Origin of the sequence: Natrialba magadii ATCC 43099, assembly GCF_000025625.1 — an archaeon.
In the GTDB taxonomy this organism is placed as follows: Archaea; Halobacteriota; Halobacteria; order Halobacteriales; family Natrialbaceae; genus Natrialba; species Natrialba magadii.
On sequence record NC_013922.1, the window covers coordinates 1,078,064 to 1,096,949 of the forward strand.

The 18,886-nt window shown below is 63.8% G+C and carries 20 protein-coding genes; 14 read left to right on the forward strand and 6 right to left on the reverse strand.

Annotated elements, in window-relative coordinates; translation table 11 throughout:
• The first annotated feature begins 15 nt into the window (after nucleotides 1-15).
• Both NMAG_RS05040 and NMAG_RS05045 read left to right on the forward strand, forming a co-directional pair.
• Nucleotides 16-1,026 (forward strand): TIGR04024 family LLM class F420-dependent oxidoreductase, encoded by a 1,011-nt coding sequence (locus NMAG_RS05040; protein ID WP_004216905.1) that lies wholly within the window; start codon nucleotides 16-18, stop codon nucleotides 1,024-1,026.
• Nucleotides 1,027-1,170: 144 nt separating this feature from the next.
• A complete protein-coding gene (locus NMAG_RS05045; RefSeq protein WP_004216906.1) occupies nucleotides 1,171-2,163 on the forward strand; it encodes an AIR synthase family protein in 993 nt (330 codons plus the stop codon).
• Here the strand turns inward: NMAG_RS05045 and NMAG_RS05050 are convergent.
• Together NMAG_RS05050 and NMAG_RS05055 are read right to left on the reverse strand one after the other, a co-directional pair.
• On the reverse strand, nucleotides 2,124-3,314 hold the full coding sequence (locus tag NMAG_RS05050; RefSeq protein ID WP_004216907.1) for an NAD-binding protein: 1,191 nt from the start codon (nucleotides 3,312-3,314) through the stop codon (nucleotides 2,124-2,126). The genes NMAG_RS05045 and NMAG_RS05050 overlap by 40 nt on opposite strands.
• Before the next feature lie 97 nt (nucleotides 3,315-3,411).
• Entirely contained in the window at nucleotides 3,412-6,372 is a 2,961-nt protein-coding gene (locus tag NMAG_RS05055; RefSeq protein ID WP_004216908.1) for an AAA domain-containing protein, read from the reverse strand.
• 561 nt (nucleotides 6,373-6,933) lie between these two features.
• Here NMAG_RS05055 and NMAG_RS22425 point away from each other — a divergent pair.
• Nucleotides 6,934-7,506, forward strand: coding sequence for an SPW repeat domain-containing protein (locus NMAG_RS22425; RefSeq protein ID WP_394295571.1), 573 nt, complete (start codon nucleotides 6,934-6,936; stop codon nucleotides 7,504-7,506).
• A 106-nt stretch (nucleotides 7,507-7,612) separates the two neighbouring features.
• On the opposite strand, the gene NMAG_RS05065 is transcribed toward NMAG_RS22425, so the two are convergent.
• Nucleotides 7,613-7,906: a hypothetical protein gene (locus NMAG_RS05065; RefSeq protein WP_004216911.1), complete on the reverse strand. Its 294-nt coding sequence runs from the start codon at nucleotides 7,904-7,906 to the stop codon at nucleotides 7,613-7,615.
• A gap of 121 nt (nucleotides 7,907-8,027) precedes the next feature.
• On the opposite strand from NMAG_RS05065, the gene NMAG_RS05070 reads away from it, so the two are divergent.
• From NMAG_RS05070 to NMAG_RS05080, 3 genes are all read left to right on the forward strand, one after another.
• Nucleotides 8,028-8,579 (forward strand): hypothetical protein, encoded by a 552-nt coding sequence (locus NMAG_RS05070; protein ID WP_004216912.1) that lies wholly within the window; start codon nucleotides 8,028-8,030, stop codon nucleotides 8,577-8,579.
• A gap of 148 nt (nucleotides 8,580-8,727) precedes the next feature.
• Nucleotides 8,728-9,270, forward strand: a complete 543-nt coding sequence (locus tag NMAG_RS05075) for a nuclear transport factor 2 family protein (protein ID WP_004216913.1) — start codon at nucleotides 8,728-8,730, stop codon at nucleotides 9,268-9,270.
• Nucleotides 9,267-9,482 carry a hypothetical protein gene (locus tag NMAG_RS05080; RefSeq protein ID WP_004216914.1) on the forward strand — a complete coding sequence of 72 codons (216 nt, stop codon included), beginning with the start codon at nucleotides 9,267-9,269 and terminating at the stop codon, nucleotides 9,480-9,482. The genes NMAG_RS05075 and NMAG_RS05080 overlap by 4 nt, the downstream gene beginning before the upstream one ends.
• 129 nt (nucleotides 9,483-9,611) lie before the next feature.
• Here NMAG_RS05080 and NMAG_RS05085 read toward each other — a convergent pair whose 3' ends face one another.
• Nucleotides 9,612-10,574 (reverse strand): zinc-dependent metalloprotease, encoded by a 963-nt coding sequence (locus NMAG_RS05085; RefSeq protein WP_004216916.1) that lies wholly within the window; start codon nucleotides 10,572-10,574, stop codon nucleotides 9,612-9,614.
• 93 nt (nucleotides 10,575-10,667) lie between these two features.
• On the reverse strand, nucleotides 10,668-11,024 hold the full coding sequence (locus NMAG_RS05090) for a hypothetical protein (protein ID WP_004216917.1): 357 nt from the start codon (nucleotides 11,022-11,024) through the stop codon (nucleotides 10,668-10,670).
• A 201-nt stretch (nucleotides 11,025-11,225) separates the two neighbouring features.
• Here NMAG_RS05090 and NMAG_RS05095 point away from each other — a divergent pair, with 201 nt between their 5' ends.
• The 5 genes from NMAG_RS05095 to NMAG_RS05115 all read left to right on the forward strand — a co-directional run bounded on the left by NMAG_RS05095 (nucleotide 11,226) and on the right by NMAG_RS05115 (nucleotide 14,937).
• Nucleotides 11,226-11,480: an LSM domain-containing protein gene (locus NMAG_RS05095; protein WP_004216918.1), complete on the forward strand. Its 255-nt coding sequence runs from the start codon at nucleotides 11,226-11,228 to the stop codon at nucleotides 11,478-11,480.
• Nucleotides 11,477-11,653, forward strand: coding sequence for a 50S ribosomal protein L37e (locus tag NMAG_RS05100; protein WP_004216919.1), 177 nt, complete (start codon nucleotides 11,477-11,479; stop codon nucleotides 11,651-11,653). Before NMAG_RS05095 ends, NMAG_RS05100 begins: the two co-directional genes overlap by 4 nt.
• Nucleotides 11,654-11,828: 175 nt before the next feature.
• On the forward strand, nucleotides 11,829-13,154 hold the full coding sequence (locus NMAG_RS05105; RefSeq protein WP_004216920.1) for a threonine synthase: 1,326 nt from the start codon (nucleotides 11,829-11,831) through the stop codon (nucleotides 13,152-13,154).
• A gap of 182 nt (nucleotides 13,155-13,336) precedes the next feature.
• Nucleotides 13,337-14,083 (forward strand): class I SAM-dependent methyltransferase, encoded by a 747-nt coding sequence (locus NMAG_RS05110; protein ID WP_004216922.1) that lies wholly within the window; start codon nucleotides 13,337-13,339, stop codon nucleotides 14,081-14,083.
• Nucleotides 14,084-14,229: 146 nt separating this feature from the next.
• Nucleotides 14,230-14,937: a phosphoglycerol geranylgeranyltransferase gene (locus NMAG_RS05115; RefSeq protein ID WP_004216923.1), complete on the forward strand. Its 708-nt coding sequence runs from the start codon at nucleotides 14,230-14,232 to the stop codon at nucleotides 14,935-14,937.
• Nucleotides 14,938-15,020: 83 nt separating this feature from the next.
• Here NMAG_RS05115 and NMAG_RS05120 read toward each other — a convergent pair whose 3' ends face one another.
• Complete coding sequence (locus NMAG_RS05120) at nucleotides 15,021-15,848, reverse strand: SIR2 family NAD-dependent protein deacylase (protein WP_004216924.1); 828 nt, start codon at nucleotides 15,846-15,848, stop codon at nucleotides 15,021-15,023.
• 147 nt (nucleotides 15,849-15,995) lie between these two features.
• Here NMAG_RS05120 and aspS point away from each other — a divergent pair, with 147 nt between their 5' ends.
• The 3 genes from aspS to NMAG_RS05135 all read left to right on the forward strand — a co-directional run bounded on the left by aspS (nucleotide 15,996) and on the right by NMAG_RS05135 (nucleotide 18,603).
• Nucleotides 15,996-17,300 (forward strand): aspartate--tRNA(Asn) ligase, encoded by a 1,305-nt coding sequence (aspS, locus tag NMAG_RS05125; RefSeq protein ID WP_004216925.1) that lies wholly within the window; start codon nucleotides 15,996-15,998, stop codon nucleotides 17,298-17,300.
• A 224-nt stretch (nucleotides 17,301-17,524) separates the two neighbouring features.
• Nucleotides 17,525-17,716: a hypothetical protein gene (locus tag NMAG_RS05130; protein WP_004216926.1), complete on the forward strand. Its 192-nt coding sequence runs from the start codon at nucleotides 17,525-17,527 to the stop codon at nucleotides 17,714-17,716.
• 47 nt (nucleotides 17,717-17,763) lie between these two features.
• Nucleotides 17,764-18,603 carry a pantoate kinase gene (locus tag NMAG_RS05135; protein WP_004216927.1) on the forward strand — a complete coding sequence of 280 codons (840 nt, stop codon included), beginning with the start codon at nucleotides 17,764-17,766 and terminating at the stop codon, nucleotides 18,601-18,603.
• Nucleotides 18,604-18,886 lie beyond the last annotated feature (283 nt).

Here is an 18,886-nt window from a genome sequence, read left to right on the forward strand (position 1 = left end):
TGAACCAGATCTAGCATGACTGAGAGAGACGTTCACCTGCCAGTCGCCGCCCAGCCGAGCGTCGATTCGCTCGTCGAGTACGCCCAAACGGCCGAAGCGGGCGGCTACGATTGTGCCTGGCTCCCCGAAACCTGGGGTCGGGACGCAGTGACGGTTCTGACCGCGATCGCCGAGCGCACCGACGAAATCGACCTCGGCTCGAGCATCGTCAACACCTACTCGCGCTCGCCCGCGCTGCTCGGCCAGACCGCTGCCACGCTGCAAGAGGTCTCCGACGGCCGTTTCCGTCTCGGCCTCGGACCGAGCGGTCCCGTCGTGATCGAGAACTGGCACGGCATCGAGTACGGCAACCCGCTCAAGCGAACGCGTGAGACCGTCGACATCGTCCGTGCGGTGCTCTCGGGCGAACCAGTCGAGTACGACGGCGACTACTTCTCGCTGTCCGGCTTCCGGCTTCGCTGTGAGGTGCCCGACCCGTCCCCGCCCGTCGAGGTGACCGGGATGGGTCCCAAGGCGGTCGAACTCGCTGGCCGCTTCGCCGACGGCTGGCACGGCATCATGCTCACCCCAGAGGGAGTGGCGGATCGGATCGAGGACATCGAACGCGGTGCCGACCTCGGCGACCGCGACCCAGACGACGTGCAGGTCACGATCGGTGTCACCTGCTGTGCACTCGACGACGCCTCCCGTGCCCGCGACCTCGCACGCCAGCACACCGCGTTCTACATCGGCGGGATGGGAACGTTCTATCGGGATGCACTCGAGCGCCAGGGGTACGACGAGGCATCCGAGATCCACAATGCCTGGCAGGCGGGTGACCGCGAGCGCGCGCTCTCCCTCGTCGACGAGGCGATTCTGGACGATCTCTGTGCGGCCGGCACCCCAGAGGACGTCCGCGAGCAGGTCGAACGCTACGAGGCGGTCGACGGTATCGACGCGGTTGCAGTGAGTTTCCCGCGCGGGGCCGACGAAGCGGACGTGACGCAGACGATGGACGTGCTCGCGCCCGCAGAAAGCGGGCACTGAGCTGTCACTGGGGCTGAACACAGTGCGTTCGGACGTCGGCCCACAGAGCGACTGTCGAGCCGCCTTCCGGAATCCAGCCATTGGGAGAACGAGTCCATTGTAAACGTCGACAGGTACAAGCCGTCGATCCTCCCATTTCGTGGTATGCCCGGAAAGGTATCGCCGGACGACTTGCTCGCACACGTCTTCGATCGGACGGGGGCCGACGCGGACGAAACGATCCTGCAGGGGCCTGCAGACGGCGAGGACGCCGCTGCCGTCGACTGGCCCGGCGGGGCACTGGTCGTCAGCTCCGATCCAATCTCGCTCGCGGCCTCGCAGGTCGGCTCGCTCGGCGTCTACGTCGCCTGCAACGATGTCGCCGCTTCCGGCGCGGACCCACGCTGGCTGACCGTCGTCATCCTGCTGCCCGACGAGAGCGTGTCGCTCGAGACGATCACGACTGATCTGGACACCGCTGCACGGGCGGTCGGGGCCACCATCGTCGGCGGCCACTCCGAGTACGTCGACCAACTCGAGCGCCCGCTGATTTCGCTGACCGCGATGGGTGCCGCCGAGCGGTTCGTCCCAACCGGTGGTGCCGAACCCGGCGACCGGGTCATCGTCACGAAAGCCGCCGGCGTCGAGGGCACCGCGATTCTCGCCGCCGACTTCGGTGACGAACTCGGCGTAGACGAAGAGACCAGAACGAAAGCTGAATCGTTCCTCGAGGAGATCAGCGTCGTCCCCGACGCTCGCATCGTCCGGGAGTTCGCGACGGCGATGCACGACCCGACCGAGGGCGGCGTCGCCGCGGGGCTACTCGAGCTCGCCCGCGCGTCGGACGCTCGGCTCGAGGTGGACGCGGACGCGATTCCGGTTCGCGAGGAGACCGCGACACTGTGTGAAGCCGCGGGCGTCGATCCACTGCGGATCTTCGGCTCTGGTGCGTTGCTCGCGACCGTTCCGGACGGCTCGGCCGAAAAGTGTCTGCAAACGCTCTCGGAGGCGGGTATCGAGGCCGAATCGATCGGTGTCGTTCGCGATAGTGACGACGGCAGCGAACCAGCACTCGACCTCGACGTCGAGACGATCACGGAGCCGATTCAGGACGAGCTCTATCCACTCTGGGAAGCCGCTGACGCCGACGACGAATAACCCTCCTCTTCCGTCCCGAGCGTCGCGTCGACCGCCGCGTTCGTCAGTACCTGCGCGGGAGAGAGGACCACGTCAGCGCCGGCCCGCTCGAGTGCCCCCGTCGACGCATCGTCGGTAATCGCAACGATTCTCGCGTCTGTCCTGTCGCGCGCCAGCAACACAGCGTAGCTATCCTGAGCAGGCTCGCCCGTCGCCACCAGCACTGCATCGGCCTCGTCGAGGCGGGCGGACTCGAGTACCTCTTCATCGGTTGGATCACCGATGCGGACGGTAGTTTCACCTGTTCGGTCCTCAGTTGTCTGTTTAGCCCCGTTCTCGTCGTCGGCCGTCACCACGAGCACTGACGACTCCCGACTCGCGAGTTCGGCTACGACGTTCGAGACCAGGCCGGCGGTTCCAAGGACGACGACGCGCTCGCGTGGCAGTTCCGCTCTCGCGTGTGCCGTCGCCCGCCGGCCGGTTCTCGTGAGACGGGCCTGCAGGCCGGGACCGAACAGGCTGCCGGCAGCGACGGCGACGGTCGTCGGGCCGAGGATGGCGAGCGAGATGGCGAACAGGCGGCCGGCCTCGCTCGTCGGGTGCACGTCGCCGTAGCCGACCGTGCTCGCTGTCACAACCGTGAAGTACGCCGCGTCGACGACGGTGTGCAGTTCGCTGAACTCGTGTCTGAGCGTGTACCCACCAGCGATTCCGTAACAGCCGACGCCGACGATGGCGACGAGACTGCCCAGCTGCGTCGGCGTGAGTGCACTCGAGCGGGTGAACCGCGTACTCGTAAATGCCAGGACGACCAGTCCGCCGATCGAGAGGATGATCAGTGGAATCGACAGCAGCCGGAACTGGACGACACCGTGGGCGACTGCGAGGGCAATGAGGGTCGCCGCGGCGAGATAGGCGATTCGGTAGCCCCGGCGCATTCCCCAGGCGGTGATCAGAAGGGCAAAGCCGAGGACAGTGCCGCTGAACTCGGCGGCCGACTGGAGGAGACCGACCGTGCCGCCGGCATCGACCAACGGCTGTGTGATGATCGCGAGCAGACCAGTTGCGATGGAAACCACTGCGATGGTGGTGACGAGCCAGACGACGACCCGTACACTGGGCTGGTGCTGTGTGGTCACCCGCCGAAGGGAACGGCGCGTCCGATCGAGCATAGCAATCACACACCACCGAGCGCGGTAAAACTAGTCCTGCGTCCAGCTGCCTACCGTGAGTTCGTGAACCCCGATCGAAATCGCAACCAGTCCGCTGTCAGCGCCGCGCCCACTCGAGCATCCGTGCGTACACCGGGTCCGTCTCGAGTGCGTTCGGATCGCCGACGAGCACGAGCGCGCGCTTCGGTCGGGTGAGGGCGACGTTGATCCGCCGGTAGTCGTCGAAGATGGGGCCCTCGAGTGTCCCCGTCGCGGTGAACGAGACGATGATGACCTCCTGACTCGAGCCCTGGAAGCGGTCGACGGTGTCGACGGCAACCGCCTCGGGGACGTGTCTCGAAATCTCCGAGACCTGTGCGCGGAAGGGAGCGATAACGCCGATATCCGACGGGTCGAGTCCGGCAGCGCGATAGTCTTCGATGAGGTCAGCGATGCGAGTGGCCTCGGCGCTGTCCGTGTATCGACTGCTCTCGCCCTCGACTGCGACGAAGGAGACGGCGTCTCGGATTCTGGTTGGCAGGTCCTCGCGTGAGACACCGGCAAGGTCGTCGAGCGTCCGCCCCGCGACCGCGCCGTTCGCGGGCCGGAGCTTGCCGTCGTAGAACTCCTGCGAGGCGAACGCCTGAATGCGCTGGTTCATCCGGTACTGCTGGGTGAGCATGACGCCGGCCTCGGGGTGGAGTTCGACGAGGCGCTCGAACAGCGATTCTGTAAGGTCGTTCTCGGCACGGACAACCGGCGGAAGCTGCTCGTGATCGCCGACGAGCACGAACCGGTCCGCGAGGTTGACCGCCGCGAAGGTCCCCGGCTCCGTTAACTGCGCGGCCTCGTCGACCAGCGCAACGTCGAACGCCTGCTCCTTCATGACTCGTGAGCCGCAGGTCGCGGTGGTCGCGGCGACGACCTGCGCGTTCTGCAACGCGGCAGCGCGGTCGCCGGGGTCGCCCGAGCGGTCGAACCGGTAGGGCTGCATATCCTCGCGGACGCCGCTCTCGGAGCCGACGCGGACAATCCGATCCTCGTCGATGACGCCCTCGAGTTGGTCGAGCAGCGCCTCCAGCGCGTTGTCGACCGCGCGGTTCGTAAACGCCGAGAGAAGGACGCGCTCGCCGCGTTCGACCATCGCGCGGATCGCGCGAGCGATAGTGTAGGTTTTTCCAGTGCCGGGTGGCCCGTGGATCAGCGCGCAGTCTTCCGCCCCGACGGCCTTCCGCACGGCCTCGTCCTGGGCCTCGTTGTTGTCGATAAACACCTCGTCTGGCGAATCAAACTCGGGTTCTTCCCGGCCGAACAGCACGTCCTTGCGCCGCTTGTCTCCCTTCAGGAGCGCGTCGTGGAGCGCGGCGAGAAGGCGGTCAGTAGTGAGTTCGGACGGATAGACGTCGAGGCGACTCACTTCGACCCGCTCGTCGGCCGTGAGGACCACCTCGTCCTCTCCCAGCCGTTCGATTCGGGCGAGTTCGGAACTCCCGCGAACCGGATGCCCGTCGCTCGCGAGTACCAGATCCCCCTCCCGGAGCTTCGAGGTCGCACTTCCGGTCCGGCGCGCGCGGAGTTCCCAGCGGCCCTCCTCGAGTGCTCGACTCTCCTCGAACGCGAGGTCGATCAGCGCGCGGTCGTCGTCGGCGCGTTCCTGGGCGTCCTGCTCCCAGAGTTTGGCGAACTCGCGGTGGACTTCTCGACGCTCCTCTTCGATAGCGTGATAGAAACGTTCGAAGAACTCGCGTTCCTCCGCGGGGAGTGGCTGCCCGATCTGGCCGGCCTTCGACTCCTGGTCGAGGCGGCCCGAGACGACCATGCAGGTGTCCTGCTCGAAACAGTACTCGCACTTCGCGCTGCCCTCGTAGCCGGTCGGAATGTCGCCCGTGACCTCCATCGCGGCGATTTCGTTGCGCAGGCGGACGACGAACTTGAGCAGCCCGCTGCCCATCGAGAACTCCTTTGCGGGCGTGAGGTCGCCGGTTTCCTCGTTTCGGTCGAGCGCCGAGTTCTTGGTGTAGAGAAGCGTGCCGGTGTCGACGTCGCCGCCGTGCTCCTCGAGTAGCAGGGCGTAGCAGGCGGCCTGCACCTTGTCCTTGAACCGGGGTTCTTTCTTGAGGTTCTTCCCGGTCTTGAGTTCGACCGGCGCGCCGCGGCGGATGGCGTCAGCGCGCCCGCGGATGCCGAACGTCTCGCTGATGAGCAGTTGTTCAGAGCGCCAGCTCCCCTCCGCGGGCTCGAACGCCCGCTCCGGGTTGTCGGCGGCTGTCGCCGCCCTATCCTTGTCGGTCAGGCGACCCTGCTCGAGCCAGCCCTCGATCGCTTTCGCGTTCTCGCGGACGTCCTCGGCAGCACCGTCGGCCGTCTCACCGAGCAGGCCGAGTTCGAGGCCGCGCTCGTCGACACGGGCGTCGATGGACTCTTCCAGGTCGCGCCCGCGAAGCAGGTCGCCGAACACCTCGTGGACGAGGGTCCCCTTCACGACGGGGTAGTTCAGCGGCACGCCGGAGAGCTTGTTCAGGAAGTAGAGGCGTGGACACTCCACCCAGTTGCGGATCGAGGTGACGTTGACGTGGAAGCTTGGCTCGACGACGACGTAGGAGTCGCCGGTCGTCTTGTACCGCTGCTCACCCTGGTACTCGTCTTCCGCGGCGTTCGTCACGAGCAGTTCCATGCCCGGCTCGAGTAGCTCGGCGGATTCGGTCCACTTGTTCCACAGCGTGACGGTGGTTGGCTCGATTTCGCCGTCGGCGTCGGCGTCGGCGTCTGAACCCGTGTCCGCACCGATATCGGTGTCGGTGGTGGGGCCAGAGCTTGAATCGAGGTCCGGTCCAGGCTCAGAATCGGACTCGAGTTCCCCGAGCGTTACCTGCCCGCTGCGATCTGTGATTTGCGCGCGATTCTCTTCGAACGTCGTCGCGTCGCTTTCGTTGTTTCCGTCGTCCTTGTTGTTCCCGTCGTCGAGTCCGTCGGCCGCTGTCGCCAGTCGAACGGGGACCTCGGCGAGATCACTCTCGCCGTAACTGGTCGATACCGTTCGCACCTCGACCTCACCCGCGACGGTTCCGCGTACGTGCACGGCTCTCTAGCAGTACCGAACGATCAAAAACGCTATCGGTCGCGACTCGGTGTCGGTCCGCGCTGCGTACGACGACCCACTCCCTTTTCCCAGCTCCCGACGACACGGGTCGACCGTCAATTCACCCCAGTTTGGGTGTCTTGGCGAACACGGATCCGGCCGCCGTCACCGTAAGAGTCGCTTACTCGCGACGGGTTGAACCCGCACAATCGAAACGGTCGTGACCGCTTTTGCCCGTCGACCGAGTCAACAGTGACGATGAGTGACCCCGACCAAGATCCGTCCGACACCGACCGGTCCGAGTCGAACGCGGACCAGCCGTCGGATCGAGACCGTCCTCCTGCAGATTCCGGTCCAGGCGACGCCCACGCATCGGACCATGAGCGTGAGCACAAGAACCAGAGCGAGAACGAGAACGAGAACGAGAGCGAACGCCACCAGTCCGAGCAGGAGTCGGCGGCGGAGGCAGCGATAACGGCGAACTCGGATTCAGATCCAGACCCAGGCCCAGACTCAGACTCAGATCCAGATCCGGACACGAGCACAGGCACAGAAACAGAGATGGACAGGGATGCGGACGCGGACGCGGACGCGGACACGAACACAAACACGGACTCGAGAACCAACACCAACATCGACTCGAGTGCAGACGTCGAAGCCGACGCCGATCCAGTCTCCGAGGTCGACTCCGGAACCGGCGTTGGCGACAACCCAGACGACCGCGACCCGCGGGATCAGAGCACGCAAATCGTCAGCGAGGAGCGACGCCGAAACATCTCGCTTATTAGCGCCGTCGTCGCCGTGCTCGGCCTCTGGGTGGCGGCCTCACTGCTCATCTACGACGCAACAGAAGCTGCGTTCTGGAACAACGTCCTCGTCGGCGCAGTCATCTTCGTCGCCGGCGCGTACAACTACTACCGGCTCGCGACCGACGTGCCGCTGAGTGTCGGCGTTGCGACGCTTGCTGCAGTGCTTGGCATCTGGCTCATCATCTCCGCGGCACTGTTCGAGATGCTCGGCGGGCTCTTCTGGAGCACGCTCGCCACCGGCCTGCTCATCGCCGCGTTATCCGGATACAACGCCTACGAAGCGCGTGAAGCGCAGCTCGTGACTGGTGAGGGAACGGGGTCCTGACACTGCGCTGCTCGGGACGACCACGCTGTTTATGTTCGTCTCTGACGTGGCCCCGGTCACGTCACTGTTCGCTCGTTCCTCCCGCTTCTCGCGCCTGTGTGGATTATTACTGCGCCGATTTCGAGTCCGGTTCCTGCTCGGTCTCGAGTGCCCCCCCGAATCGCGCACCCGACTCGAGTTGTCGCAGGCGATACTCGGCGGCGTGGTGGCCCATTGCGACGACTGAAAAGCCGATCATACCGATCGCGAAAACGATCGAAACGATCGGTGAAACACCGTTTATGTAGCTGTTCCCGAGCTGTCCGACCGCAAGTGCAAGCGGCGCGAGGGAGAGTAATGAACTCGTCACTGGTGTCGCGCGAAACAGTTCGAGGAGAGACGTAGTGTGAGTTCCTGCCATACGAAACCGTTCGTTACGTGTCCTGTCTTGGGGAGCGCTGTATCCCTTTTGATTTTCACTGCCTGACGTTCGCCGGGACCGATACGTTCTTTCTCCCGCCGTCCCAACAACACACGATAGTATGCGGATTCGCGAGTGGCAGGACATACTCGAGGACGTCACCGACCGAGCTGTCGACCCCGACGACTGGCGCGCAGTCGCCGGCGACCGGGCCGGCGGCGTCGGCGAGGATATGTACCTCGCACACCCTCGTGCCGGCGTCTTCTTCCTCAAGACGTACGCGAAGAACCCCTACGAGGTCCGCGGCGTCGGCACACAGGTCGCCCGCAAGCTCGACGACGAGATTGGCTCGTTCATGCCCCAGCAGGAGTCGGGCGGCCGCTTCGCCGTCCAGTCCCCGCCAGCGGACGAAGAACAGGCCGAGACGGTCTCGAAGCGTCTCAAGACGGTTCTCGAGACGCACTCGGACGCACCGACCCGGCCGCAAGATCTGTTCGACGACGTGATGGAAGCACTCGAGAGCCCCGCGTTCGGACCGATGGAGTACGACCAGTACGACCGCCCCGAAGCGCTTGAGGATCTTGCGGATCGGTTCGAAGAGGCCGACGAGCTGTTGCACGCCGAACTCGATGAGTTGATCGAGACGGACGAGGTCGATCGGGGCTTTATGTGAGCTGGGCGGCATCCCTTCCGGCTTCTTCCCGCTTCTTCCCACCCTCCCCGTTCCGTCCCTCTCCGACCTTCTCCTGACACCCATCCCTGCAATCGCGTCCAGCGCACCTTTGCAGCCAGCGGGCCGAGAGTGAGAATGGCTACGAGCTATGTCGACGACACCAGCACCGACCGACGACCCCAAGACGACCGTTCGTGCGTACTACAACGCCCTGCGGAACGGCGACCCACTTGAGTCCTTTTTCCTGAAAGACGAGTCGACAGTTAAATTCGGCATCAGTGAGCGGCTATTCGGCTACGAGGCGGTCGCGAATGCGCTGCAGGAACAGACTGAGACGACCGAGGGCTGGACCGTCGAGAGTTCGAATCTCACGGTCACCGAACACGGAGACCGGGGATGTGCGATGTTCGGAGACGAGGTGACGATGGCGTGGACGGACTCGAGTAGCGGAGCGCGCCGGGGGTTTCGAACTCGATGGAGTGGAACGTTGATTCGGCTTCCGGTGGCGGACGCGGAGCGTGAGGGCGAGGGAGAGGTGGACAGAAGTGAAGAAGGGAGCGGAGGAGTGGACAGAAGTGAAGAAGGGAGCGGAGGGGTGGACGGAGATGGTGGGAGTGAAACGGAGCACGCGCCGGACGAAAGTGAATGGGTATTTGGGTCGATGCACGTGAGTACTGACGACGAGGTATGAGCGGGCGACGCGACCCACGGCGACAGGCAGCGCACGGAAACAAGCAACAGCTCCGGCGACTCGGACTCGGTTTCGTGTTACTGGTCGGGCTCTCGGGTGGGACGATGGCGCTGCAAGGTGGTGCGTCACTCCAGATGGTCGCCCTCTCGACGCTCGGCTTTCTGGTCGCTGGCGGTGCGTTGCTCTGGTATCTGCAGTGGATCGTGAGCTAGCGCAGATTGGAGACGACGAATCTGCCGGATGTGACGGATGTAAACCAGTGACGACAGCGAGGATGGTGAAGGTAGTGCCACCAGTGACAACAATGTCCACTGTGCTGACAGCAAAGCCAGAAGAAACGCTCAGCGCTCAACCCGCCGAATCCACAGCCCCGGCGAGTCCAGTTCGTCGTGCGTCGGCAGGTTCTCGGGCTGTTCCCAGACCAGACTCGCCGTCTCGAGGTCGCGGGTGGCGATGACGTGCTCGAAGAACTCCTTACCGCGCTCGTACTGGCGCTGCTTGAGACCCAGACCGAGCAGTTGTCGGAAGAGCTTCTGCAGCGGACCACGACCCTGCCGACGCGCATCGAGTTTCCGGCGCAGATCCTCGTACTCGTCGTCGAAGGCGTGGTCCATCAGAAGTTCGGCATAGCCCTCGACGACCGTCATCGCCGCATCCAGATCGCGGAACGCATCCCGGTCGAACGAGCCGTCTGAGAGCGCGGCGATGCCCGACTCCATTCGATCCTCGAGGTGGTCCGAGAGCCACGGCGCGGCACCGAACTCGGCGGCGTGGGTCACCTCGTGGAACGCGATCCAGCGGCGGAATCGGTCTGGGTCGACCTCGAGTGTCTCCGCCGCGTTGCGGATATTCGGCCGGACGAAGTACAGTGCGTGGTCGTCCGCCGGACGCTCGGCGAGTAAGAGTGGATCGTACTGTCCCAACACGTTCCGTCCGAGAAACGCGAGGAGAACGGTCATGGTGCCCGTGTTGATTGTCCGGGCGATTCCCGGGAACGTCTCGGTATGGGTCTCGAGCGTGCCCATCACGCGCTCGAAGGTGGCGACGTTGGCGTCGATCCAGTGATGGCGGTTCTGGATTTCGACCGTCTCTGGCACGTCGAACTCCATGTCGGCGACCGATCGAACAGCCGCGCGAGCATCACGAACGTCGCGTGCATAGCCCTCGCGCTCGCCGGACTCGAGTGCGAGTGAGCCGGGCTCGGTCGCCGCCTTCGCAGCGTCGGCCGCGGACTGCCAGTCGATCGCGTCGTCACCGGTCCCGGATGCGCCGGCGACGGTCCGGGCGCTACGATAGAGGTTCACGCAGGTCAGTACGACCGGGAGGCGCAAAAGCGTTCGGCTGCGGTGGGATGGACCGGTTGGCCCCTGGCAGATCCCACCGAAGTATATGACGGCTCAGTCGACGACGACGTCGGGTTCAGTTTCGGATTCGTACTCCGGTGGCTCCTCGTCACCGCCGCGATACTTCTTCACGGCGACGCCCGCAGCGACGAGCAGCGCGAGTGCGATAAGCGCGCCGATGAGACTCGAGCCGGAGTCGTCATCGTCGGTGTCCATCTCGGCCTCGGCGTCGAACTCGGACTCGGACTCGGACTCGAGTACGCCTTTTTCTCCTTCCGCTGCGGCCTCGGAAAGCTCGGCCTGTTCTTCGCCTGTGACGGTGCCGAAGGGGAGGAGGGAGCCGATGGAGCGCGGTCCGACCTGTTCGCCGTCGACGTACAACTCGATGACTGTGAACTTGACGTCACCCATGGGAGGGGAGTCAACGAGCGACCACTTATCGATTCGGTTTGCACGGATCTGAGTGCGAACGTGGAACGTGAGTTGTCTCACGGCGGCGAAAGGGAGTCCTCTGCGTACACCGAACAGCCCGATTCACGGGGAGTGAGCGGACCGCACGCATACGGGCACTGGACCGGTACGATTAAGTGTCCGTCAACTGCGGTCTTTCGTATGAGTGGACGACCGCTAGACGTCCTCGAGGCGTCGCTCGGCGAACGCGTGACGGTACGACTCAAAAGTGGCGACGAGTTCGCCGGCGAACTCGCTGGCTACGACCAGCACATGAATCTCGTTCTCGAGGTTGCCGCGGACGGCGCCGACGGCGCTGACAGCGACGACGAGGCTGAGACGGAATCGCAAGCAGCGGAGCCGGTCGAAGACACAACCATTATACGCGGCGATAACGTCGTTTCGATCACTCCATGACTGGTGCAGGAACCCCGAGCCAAGGAAAGAAGAACAAGACGACCCACACCAAGTGTCGTCGCTGCGGAGAGAAGTCCTACCACACGAAGAAGAAGGTCTGCTCGTCCTGCGGCTTTGGCAAGTCCGCCAAGCGCCGTGAGTACGAGTGGCAGTCGAAAGCCGGCGACAACTGACCGACCCGCAGACGATCCTGTCGACATCTGTTTCCTGTTCGACGATTGCGGGTGCCGGTTTTCGGTTTCTGATTCAATCGTGAGCACTGCGCACTGAGTTTCACCTCTCGGCTACTGACTGGTGACTCGTTCCGGTTTAGTGTCTACTATAGGCCTACACAGCGAACGGCCGCGTATGACTAACGAGGCGGACCCGGACCCGGACCCGAGCGCAGAGTCAGAATCGGAATCGGAATCAGAATCAGACCCAGAGTTGGATGCGGAGTCAGTTGCCGAAACGGAACCACAGACCAAACCCTCGGTCGAAACCACCAGCACCTTCACCGGACTCGAGTGCTACGACTGTGGCGAAACGTTCAATGCCGACGAGGTGACGCATCGTTGTCCCGACTGTGACGGCATTCTCGATCCCACCTACGACTACGACGCGATCGGCGCGGAACTCGACCGCGAGACGCTCGAATCGCGATCGTTCGACTCCATGTGGCGCTACGAGGAGCTGCTGCCGTTCACTCGCGACTCGGCCGTCACGATGGACGAGGGCGCGACCCCGCTCGTCGACTGTCCCAAACTGGCCGAGGAGATGGGCGTCGGGCGCGTCCTGATCAAGGACGAAGGCCGGAACCCGACGGGCACCTTCAAGGACCGCGGACAGACGCTCGCCGTCACGGCCGCAGTGCGCCACGGCGCAAGCGAGGTCGCCCTCGCCTCCGCTGGCAACGCCGGGCAGTCCGCCGCCGCCTACGCCGGTCGCGCCGGCCTCGAATCGAACGTCTACCTCCCCGCGCGCTCTGGCTTTACCAACAAGGCGATGGTCAACGTCCACGGCGGCGACATGAACGTCGTCGGCGGTCGGATCGGCGACGCCGGCGCGGCCTTCGAGGAAGGGCTCGCGGAGCACGACGAGTGGTATCCGCTCCAGACGTTCGTCACGCCCTACCGCCACGAGGGCAAGAAGACGATGTTCTACGAACTCGTCGAGCAACTCGAGTGGGAAGTTCCGGACGCGATCTGTTATCCGACCGGCGGCGGCGTTGGCTTGGTCGGGATGTACAAGGCGGCCCAGGAGTACGTCGACCTCGGACTCACCGACGAACTGCCGGGCTTCTACGCGGCCCAATCGGCGGGCTGTGCGCCAATCGTCGACGCCTTCGACGAGGGGAAGGATGTCCACGACCCGGTCGAGACACCGGACACGATCTGCGGCGGGATCGAGATCCCGGACCCCGGCGCGAGCCCGTGGGTACTCGAGGCGCTGCGCGAGAGCGAGGGCGGTGCGGTGGCGACGGATGACACCGAGATTCTCGACGCGGCGATCCAGGTAGCCCAGCACGAGGGGATCGAGATGGCTCCGACCTGCGCGGCCGCAGCCAGCGGCGCGTGGGCGCTCGCAGAGCGCGGCGAGTTCGACGGCGACGAGACGGTCGTCATCCTGAATACGGGGACGGGGAACAAGGACGCGGACGTGTTGCGAAGTCACCTGATGAGTCAGGGAATATAGGGCTGTTTCGCTGTTCGTCTCCGTTTTCGACCTACAGTTGAGCGGTGTCGAAAAAAGCGGCGTCGAACCAAAAGGTGTCGAAATGAGGGGTGTCGAGAGATGACGAGAGCCGTGCTGGATTCTACTGTTGAATGATAGCACACCACAAACACGTACTTGTCAACGGTGTGTGTTGATCCGGTATGACCGCTGCCGACTCGTTCGATAGCATCGCACCCTTTTACGACGCAGTACACCAACAGCAGGCCGACATCGAGTTCTACCGTGATCTCGCACTCGAGTGCGACGGCCCCGTCCTCGAGGTCGGCTGTGGCACCGGCCGGATCTATCTCGAACTCCGTCGGGCTGGTGTCGATGTCACGGGTATCGACATCTCTGCGGACTCGCTGGACGCACTCCGCGACAAAGCCACACAGGACGACCTGGCGGTCGATGTTCGACAGGCAGACATGCGCACGTTCGATCCCGAACCCGGCCGCGAGTACGCGCTCGTTATCGTCCCCTTCCGGACGTTTCTCTACCTGCAGACGGTCGATGACAGGCTGGCGGCACTCGAGTCCTTCCACAGTGCGCTCGGCCCCGACGGCCGACTGGCGCTCAACGCGTTCGTTCCCGATCCGGAAATCGTCGCCGAACACTACGGTGAGTGGCGAGCACGGAAGCTCGAAATCGACGGCGAGCGCTACACCCACCGGACCAGATCCACCGTCGTCGACGCCGTCGAACAGCGCGTTCGCGTCCAAACGGAGGTTCTCGACGCAGACGAGTCACTGGTCGTCGACAGCAGCCACGAACTGTCGCTCGTTTCGAAAGCCGAGTTCGAGTTGCTCTTTCGCCTCTCGCCGTTTACCTCGTGGAACGTGTTCGGTGGCTTCGAGTTGGAGTCACTCGAGACGGCGACACAGGAGATGGTTTGGTTCGCGGAGTGAGGGCAGGAGTTCACGGAGTGGTGGTAGGAGCGCCGGCTGGTGGCTGGCGGTTGGCGGCCACGAGAGGCGACAAATCGGTGTTGTCGTTGCTATCAGCGGTGGTTCGTTTCGTAGCGTTTTTCTCACCTCTCGGGAAACGAGGCGGTATGACTGCCGAGACGCCCTGGGATGAGTGGGACCATATTCTCAAGATAGATCCCGACAAGGAGTTACCTGACGGGGTCACCTACGGGGACCTCTGTGCGACCGGCACCGACGCAATCGAAGTCGGCGGCACGATGGGAATCACCGAGGAGAAGATGGAAGCCGTCGTCGAGGCCTGTGCCGAACACGACGTGCCGCTCTACCAAGAACCATCGAGCCCTGACGTCGTCATCGATAACCGGGCACTGGAGGGCTACCTTATCCCGACCGTCTTCAACGCTGGCTCGCCGTTCTGGATCACCGGTGCACACAAGGAGTGGGTCCGCATCGACAACGGTCTGGACTGGGACCGAACCGCGACGGAGGCCTACATCGTGATGAACCCCGACGCGGACGTCGCGACGTACACCGAAGCCGACTGTGATCTGGACGCCGACGACGTGGCGGCCTACGCCGAGGTCGCAGAACGCATGTTCGGCCAGGAGATCGTCTACGTCGAGTACTCGGGCATGCTCGGCGACGAGGACATTGTCGAAGCCGCAAGCGGCGCAGTCGACGACGCGACGCTGTTCTACGGCGGCGGCATCCACGACTATGACTCGGCGTACTCGATGGCCCAGTACGCCGACGTCATCGTGGTTGGCGATCTCGCACACGACGAGGGCGTCGACGCGGTTCGGGAGACGGTCGAGGCGGCCACCGACGCCTGAAATTGGACTGTTCTTCGTAGCCGTACGCTGTCTGTTTCACCTGCGAGACCCGGTTCATCTGCCAGGTCCGTTTCACTCGCGAGTTACGTCGATACTGACGAGTCAACCAGTTCCTGCAACCGCGGCAACACCGTCGTCACATCGTCGCGCAGACAGACGTCCGCCACGCTGTCGACCGGCGTCGACTCGAGATTGACGATTCCCACTGTCGCCCCGTTCGACGCGGCGATTCGGGGGAGTGAAGCCGCAGGCTCGACGACCAGCGAGGAGCCAATTGCGAGAAAGACATCGCTCTCGCGTGCGAGCGACCTGGCGCGCTGGAGGACTGTCTTCGGGAGTTGCTCACCGAACAGCACCACGTCCGGTTTGTAGATCCCACCGCACTCGCAGCGGGGTGGGAGTTCGCCGTCCTCGGCTCGCTCGACGATCGGATCGCTGCCCACTCGAGTACCACAGTCAGTACAGCGAACGCGCCTCGCGTTGCCGTGCAGTTCGAGGATCGACTCGTGGGTTGCGAACTCGTCGGCATCGGTTTCTCTTTCGGCTTCGCCAGTCTCGCCGCCGCTGCTCGCCCGAGTCGCCGCCTTCGCGTGAAGCCCGTCCGTGTTCTGCGTGAGAACGGACTCCAGCACATCGTCGCGAGCAAACTCGGCGAGCACGCCGTGTGCCGCGTTGGGCTCGTACTCCTCGTCGAACATCGTTCGGTAGAGGTCAACGCGATCCGCCCAGAAGCCCGCGGGATCGCGCTGGAATCGGCCGTAGGTGAACTGCCCTTCGTCGAACGCATCCCAGACGCCGTCGTCGCCGCGGAAGGTGGGGACGCCGGAGGGCGCGGAGATTCCGGCACCGGTGAACGCGACTGCCGTCTCCGCGTCGTCGATGCTGGACGCCAGGTGTTCGAGGTCGGTCATACCCGATCACAGTCGGTCGGCGGCAAAAATAGGTCGGACTGTGCGGGTACCTCGGGTTTCGAGTTGCCAATCGCACAGCCACACTCGAGACACACCTGCCGACCCAGAACGATTGCGCTTAAGTTGCGGCGACGGGAATCGGGTGGTATGCAGGACAGAACCTACACTGCCGACGCCGAGCCGGGCGACGACGCGACCGTCGCCGGCTGGGTGCACGAGATCCGTGACCTCGGCGGCATCGCCTTCCTGATTCTCCGAGACGCAACTGGAAAGATTCAGGTCAAGTTCGAGAAAGACGAGATGGACGACGAGCTCGTCGACACCGGCCTTGGCGTCTCCCGCGAGAGCGTGGTGAGCGTCACCGGCACCGTCGAGGAAGAGCCTCGCGCCCCGACGGGCGTCGAGGTCACCCCCGAATCGGTCGACGTCATCTCTGCCGCGGACCCCGAACTGCCACTCGACCCATCGGGCAAGGTCGACGCCGACCTCTCGACCCGCCTCGACAACCGCACGCTCGACCTGCGCAAAGACGAGGTCCAGGCGGTCTTCGAGATTCGCGCCGAGATCCTGCGCGCGGTCCGCGAGCAGTTCCGCGAGTTCTACTGTACCGAGATCAACACGCCGAAAATCGTCGCGACGGGTACCGAGGGCGGTACCGAGCTGTTCCCAATCACGTACTTCGGCGAGGAGGCGTTCATGAACCAGTCCCCACAGCTGTTCAAGCAGCTCATCGCGGGCTCCAACGTCGAGCGCGTCTTCGAGATCGGACCGATCTTCCGCGCCGAGGAGCACAACACGCCACGCCACCTGAACGAGGCAACCTCGATCGACTTCGAGGGCGCCTTCTGCGACCAGAACGACGCCATGGACGTCGCCGAGGGCATCGTGAAGGCAGCCTACGAGGCAGTTACCGAGAACTGCAGCGAGGAACTCGAGGCGCTCGGCCTCGAAGAGGAGTTCGAGGTTCCGGAAGGTGACTTCCCACGGCTCAGCTACGAGGAGGCAATCGAGCGCATCAACGCGACGGGCGAACTCGACGAGCAGCTCGTCTGGGGCGACGACCTGCCGACCGAGGGCGAGAAGGCACTCGGCGACGACGTCGGCGGCCACTACTTCATTACGGATTGGCCGAGCGAGATCAAGCCGTTCTACATCAAGGACCACGACGACGACGAGCAGCTCTCGACCGGCTTCGACCTGATGCACCCACGGATGGAGCTCGTTTCGGGTGGCCAGCGTGAGCACCGCCACGAGCACCTGATCGAAGGCTTCGAGCAGCAGGGTCTCGACCCCGACCAGTTCGAGTACTACACGAAGATGTTCAAGTACGGCATGCCGCCCCACGCCGGCTTCGGGCTGGGTGGCGAGCGCCTGATCATGACGATTCTCGGACTGGACAACATCCGGGAGGCTGTGCTCTTCCCGCGTGATCGTCAACGTCTGAGTCCGTAGACGAAGACGTTGAGAGCTAGCAAGTCGTTGCGAGCGTCAACGAGTAACGTCTTGCGAGATCGCCAGCGACTGAGTCCGTAGCACGAGGTCTCTGGGAGCAAGCGAGGCGAGTGAAACGAGTCTCGCGTGACCGCCAGCGGCTGAGCCCGTAACCAGTATAACGGCCCTCACCACAGGAGGGCCGCAGCTCCATTTTTCGATGCAGTCCGACTCGGTAGCGAGGAGTGCGGCCGACGCCGTCGTCACCACCAACCACCGTCATCATCGTCATCGTCGTCATCGTCGTCGCCACCATCACCACAGCCCTCCGAACCGTCGGCCGCAGCGCCCAGCGGCGCGACCGTCTCGAATACTCCTTCCGGTCGCGAACGGGAAGTGTGATGAGAACGACAAAACGCCAGCAGCAGCGGTCGTAGTCGCCCAAATCCGCAACGTTATACTGCCCGAGTCGCAAGGGTCGCCAATGCGCGAGGAGGCGACGGCGTTCGTACCAGGGCACATAACGGGCTTTTTCAGCGCTCATCCGGCCGACGATCCGACGATAGCCGGATCGCGGGGGGCAGGGCTGACGCTGACCGACGGCGTGACGGTGACAGTCGAACCGGTAGCCGAGGAGGCCTCGGAGTCGATCGTCATTCTCGACGGGGAAATGATCGAAATCGAACCGGTCGACATCGTCCTCGAAGCGCTCGACGTGGTCGCTCGCGTCGAGGCGGAGTCGGACCTACCGCTCGGGGCTGGGTTCGGTATTTCGGGTGCGATGGCGCTCGGAACCGCACTCGCGGCGAACGCCGTCTTCGGCTGCAGGCTCTCTCGAAACGAACTCGTCACAATTGCTCACGGCGCGGAAGTACAGGCTGGGACTGGACTCGGAGATGTCGTTGCACAGGCCTGTGGTGGCGTCCCGATTCGACTCGAACCGGGTGGGCCACAGGAGAACAAACTCGATGCGATTCCTGCGCGGGCGCGAGTCGAGTACGTTTCGTTCGGCGAATTGTCGACGGCTGACGTGCTCGCGGGCGATACAGACCAGTTGACGGCTGCAGGGAAAGAGGCGCTCTCGCGTGTCGTCGAGGAGCCGACCCTGCTGTCGTTCATGTACGCCTCGCGCCTGTTCACGCGCGAAGCAGGGCTGTTGACTGACCAGGTTGCGAAGACGATCGGCGACGTGACCGACGTCAACGGTCAGGCCTCGATGGCGATGCTTGGGGAGACCGTCTTCGCGCTCGGAACCGGACTGTCTGATGCTGGCTACGATCCGTCGGTCTGTGCAACCCATCCCGCAGGTGCGCTGTTGCGATAGCGGTCGTCATTAGTACACGCAACACTGGAATCGTCTCGCCGGTTCGTTCCTATCACGTGTGCTGGGACACCACTCGACTGTCAGATTAGTTTGCTGACTTACTTTTACTTCCCAAGATAGTCATAAGACAGACACGTTCGTCAACAAGGTGGGCTGGTATTACTTCAAGCAGCCCATTCGTTTCGTAGATGGCTGTTTGACCGGTACTGGCGTCCGAACAGCACGCCGGCTCTAAAAATCAAAGTTGAAACCGTTGTCGGCCTCACCAAATCATTCATACATA

Excerpts from the sequence above, each read along its gene's own strand:
- NMAG_RS05040 (WP_004216905.1), top strand. The coding sequence starts at position 16 with ATGACTGAGAGAGACGTTCACCTGCCAGTCGCCGCCCAGCCGAGCGTC.
- NMAG_RS05045 (WP_004216906.1), top strand. The coding sequence starts at position 1,171 with ATGCCCGGAAAGGTATCGCCGGACGACTTGCTCGCACACGTCTTCGAT.
- NMAG_RS05050 (WP_004216907.1), bottom strand. The coding sequence starts at position 3,314 with ATGCTCGATCGGACGCGCCGTTCCCTTCGGCGGGTGACCACACAGCAC.
- NMAG_RS22425 (WP_394295571.1), top strand. The coding sequence starts at position 6,934 with ATGGACAGGGATGCGGACGCGGACGCGGACGCGGACACGAACACAAAC.
- NMAG_RS05065 (WP_004216911.1), bottom strand. The coding sequence starts at position 7,906 with ATGGCAGGAACTCACACTACGTCTCTCCTCGAACTGTTTCGCGCGACA.
- NMAG_RS05070 (WP_004216912.1), top strand. The coding sequence starts at position 8,028 with ATGCGGATTCGCGAGTGGCAGGACATACTCGAGGACGTCACCGACCGA.
- NMAG_RS05075 (WP_004216913.1), top strand. The coding sequence starts at position 8,728 with ATGTCGACGACACCAGCACCGACCGACGACCCCAAGACGACCGTTCGT.
- NMAG_RS05080 (WP_004216914.1), top strand. The coding sequence starts at position 9,267 with ATGAGCGGGCGACGCGACCCACGGCGACAGGCAGCGCACGGAAACAAG.
- NMAG_RS05090 (WP_004216917.1), bottom strand. The coding sequence starts at position 11,024 with ATGGGTGACGTCAAGTTCACAGTCATCGAGTTGTACGTCGACGGCGAA.
- NMAG_RS05095 (WP_004216918.1), top strand. The coding sequence starts at position 11,226 with ATGAGTGGACGACCGCTAGACGTCCTCGAGGCGTCGCTCGGCGAACGC.
- NMAG_RS05100 (WP_004216919.1), top strand. The coding sequence starts at position 11,477 with ATGACTGGTGCAGGAACCCCGAGCCAAGGAAAGAAGAACAAGACGACC.
- NMAG_RS05105 (WP_004216920.1), top strand. The coding sequence starts at position 11,829 with ATGACTAACGAGGCGGACCCGGACCCGGACCCGAGCGCAGAGTCAGAA.
- NMAG_RS05110 (WP_004216922.1), top strand. The coding sequence starts at position 13,337 with ATGACCGCTGCCGACTCGTTCGATAGCATCGCACCCTTTTACGACGCA.
- NMAG_RS05115 (WP_004216923.1), top strand. The coding sequence starts at position 14,230 with ATGACTGCCGAGACGCCCTGGGATGAGTGGGACCATATTCTCAAGATA.
- NMAG_RS05120 (WP_004216924.1), bottom strand. The coding sequence starts at position 15,848 with ATGACCGACCTCGAACACCTGGCGTCCAGCATCGACGACGCGGAGACG.
- aspS (WP_004216925.1), top strand. The coding sequence starts at position 15,996 with ATGCAGGACAGAACCTACACTGCCGACGCCGAGCCGGGCGACGACGCG.
- NMAG_RS05135 (WP_004216927.1), top strand. The coding sequence starts at position 17,764 with ATGCGCGAGGAGGCGACGGCGTTCGTACCAGGGCACATAACGGGCTTT.